The sequence below is a fragment of the Haemophilus haemolyticus genome (assembly GCF_001008205.1).
Classification (GTDB): Bacteria; Pseudomonadota; Gammaproteobacteria; order Enterobacterales; family Pasteurellaceae; genus Haemophilus; species Haemophilus haemolyticus_Q.
In genome coordinates, this window is the sequence record NZ_LCTK01000001.1 from 1 (window position 1) to 3,264 (window position 3,264).

Annotated in this window: 2 rRNA genes; both read right to left on the reverse strand. The window is 48.6% G+C overall.

The features are described from left to right. Positions 1–2: 2 nt before the first annotated feature. A 5S ribosomal RNA gene (rrf, locus tag AAX18_RS00005) occupies positions 3–118 on the reverse strand. Between the two features lie 118 nt (positions 119–236). Next, positions 237–3,135: ribosomal RNA gene (locus AAX18_RS00010) — 23S ribosomal RNA — on the reverse strand. Between the last annotated feature and the right edge of the window lie 129 nt (positions 3,136–3,264).

Below are 3,264 nucleotides of genomic sequence, written 5' to 3' on the forward strand. Positions count from 1 at the left end.
TAACCTGGCGGTGCCCTACTCTCACATGGGGATGCCCCACACTACCATCGGCATTACAGCGTTTCACTTCTGAGTTCGGTATGGTGTCAGGTGGTTCCACCGCACTATCGCCGCCAGGATAATTCTTTGATAACGTTTATTTTAAATTCTATCTATGTTCTTCATTGGCCACAAGCTGAACGTTTAGTTAATTTCTTTTTCTTTCACTCTGTTTTCCAAAAACACTTGAGCGTTGTATAGTTAAGCCTCTCGGGCAATTAGTATGCGTTAGCTCAATGTATCACTACACTTACACACCGCACCTATCTACGTCTTAGTCTTAAACAACCCTTACAGATTTATAATCTGGGAGAACTCATCTCTTGGCAAGTTTCGTGCTTAGATGCTTTCAGCACTTATCTCTTCCGCACTTAGCTACCCGGCAATGCGTCTGGCGACACAACCGGAACACCAGTGGTGCGTCCACTCCGGTCCTCTCGTACTAGGAGCAGCCCCAACCAATTCTCCAACGCCCACGGCAGATAGGGACCGAACTGTCTCACGACGTTCTAAACCCAGCTCGCGTACCACTTTAAATGGCGAACAGCCATACCCTTGGGACCTACTTCAGCCCCAGGATGTGATGAGCCGACATCGAGGTGCCAAACACCGCCGTCGATATGAACTCTTGGGCGGTATCAGCCTGTTATCCCCGGAGTACCTTTTATCCGTTGAGCGATGGCCCTTCCATTCAGAACCACCGGATCACTATGACCTACTTTCGTACCTGCTCGACTTGTCTGTCTCGCAGTTAAGCTTGCTTATACCATTGCACTAACCTCACGATGTCCGACCGTGATTAGCAAACCTTCGTGCTCCTCCGTTACTCTTTGGGAGGAGACCGCCCCAGTCAAACTACCCACCAGACACTGTCCGAGACCGCGTTCCGCAATCTTCGTTAGAACATCAAACGTTAAAGGGTGGTATTTCAAGGACGACTCCATAATCACTGGCGTGACTACTTCTAAGTCTCCCACCTATCCTACACATCAAAATTCAATGTTCAGTGTCAAGCTATAGTAAAGGTTCACGGGGTCTTTCCGTCTAGCCGCGGGTACACCGCATCTTCACGGCGATTTCAATTTCACTGAGTCTCGGGTGGAGACAGCCTGGCCATCATTATGCCATTCGTGCAGGTCGGAACTTACCCGACAAGGAATTTCGCTACCTTAGGACCGTTATAGTTACGGCCGCCGTTTACTGGGGCTTCGATCAGGAGCTTCTCTTTCGATTACACCATCAATTAACCTTCCAGCACCGGGCAGGCATCACACCCTATACGTCCACTTTCGTGTTTGCAGAGTGCTGTGTTTTTAATAAACAGTTGCAGCCAGCTGGTATCTTCGACCGGTTCAACCTTCATCCGCTAGGGACTACAATCTACGCCGGCGCACCTTCTCCCGAAGTTACGGTGCTATTTTGCCTAGTTCCTTCACCCGAGTTCTCTCAAGCGCCTGAGTATTCTCTACCTGACCACCTGTGTCGGTTTTCAGTACGGTTTAGATAAACCTGAAGCTTAGTGGCTTTTCCTGGAAGTGTGGTATCGGTTACTTCAGCTCCTTAGAGCCTCGTCATCATCTCTCAGTGTTTAATAGAAGTCCGGATTTGCCTAAACTTCCCACCTACCAACTTAAACGCACATATCCAACAGTGCGATAACCTAACCTGCTCCGTCCCCACATCGCAGTTTATCCAAGTACAGGAATATTAACCTGTTTCCCATCGACTACGCTTTTCAGCCTCGCCTTAGGGGCCGACTCACCCTGCCCCGATTAACGTTGGACAGGAACCCTTGGTCTTCCGGCGAACGGGTTTTTCACCCGTTTTATCGTTACTTATGTCAGCATTCGCACTTCTGATACGTCCAGCAGCCCTCTCGAGCCACCTTCATCCGCTTACAGAACGCTCCCCTACCCAACAGACTTACGTCTGATGCCGCAGCTTCGGTGCTATATTTGAGCCCCGTTACATCTTCCGCGCAGGCCGACTCGACTAGTGAGCTATTACGCTTTCTTTAAATGATGGCTGCTTCTAAGCCAACATCCTAGCTGTCTAAGCCTTCCCACTTCGTTTCCCACTTAATATAGACTTTGGGACCTTAGCTGGCGGTCTGGGTTGTTTCCCTCTCCACGACGGACGTTAGCACCCGCCGTGTGTCTCCTGAGTATCACTCTTTGGTATTCGTAGTTTGCATCGGGTTGGTAATCCGGGATGGACCCCTAGCCGAAACAGTGCTCTACCCCCAAAGGTGTCCGCTCAAGGCTCTACCTAAATAGATTTCGGGGAGAACCAGCTATCTCCCGGTTTGATTGGCCTTTCACCCCCAGCCACAAGTCATCCGCTAATTTTTCAACATTAGTCGGTTCGGTCCTCCAGTTAGTGTTACCCAACCTTCAACCTGCCCATGGCTAGATCACCGGGTTTCGGGTCTATACCTTGCAACTATTCGCCCAGTTAAGACTCGGTTTCCCTTCGGCTCCCCTATTCGGTTAACCTCGCTACAAAATATAAGTCGCTGACCCATTATACAAAAGGTACGCAGTCACCCTTTCAGGCTCCCACTGCTTGTACGTACAAGGTTTCAGGTTCTATTTCACTCCCCTCACCGGGGTTCTTTTCGCCTTTCCTTCACAGTACTGGTTCACTATCGGTCAATCAGGAGTATTTAGCCTTGGAGGATGGTCCCCCCATCTTCAAACAGGATATCACGTGTCCCGCCCTACTTCTCGTTAACTTAGTACCACAGCCTGGATTTTGAGTACGGGGCTATCACCCTGTGTCGCTAAGCTTCCCAGCTTATTCCTCTATCTCTGCTGTTATCATTAACAGGCTCTTTCGCTTTCGCTCGCCGCTACTGACGAAATCTCGGTTGATTTCTTTTCCTCGGGGTACTTAGATGTTTCAGTTCTCCCGGTTTGCCTCACTTACCTATGAATTCAGTAAGTGATAGTAGATTCTTCATCTACTGGGTTTCCCCATTCGGATATCTTGGATTAAACGCCTCTTATCGACTCATCCAAGCTTTTCGCAGATTAGCACGTCCTTCTTCGCCTCTGATTGCCAAGGCATCCACCTTGTACGCTTAGTCACTTAACTATACAACCTCAAATGTTTTCAATCACTTTAAGTTTTCACTTGCAAGTGCAGTCAATTTGATGTGTATCTTCATTCAACTAAACACTTGATTGCTTTTGTTCAATCAAGATTTTATGCAAAACAGGTTTT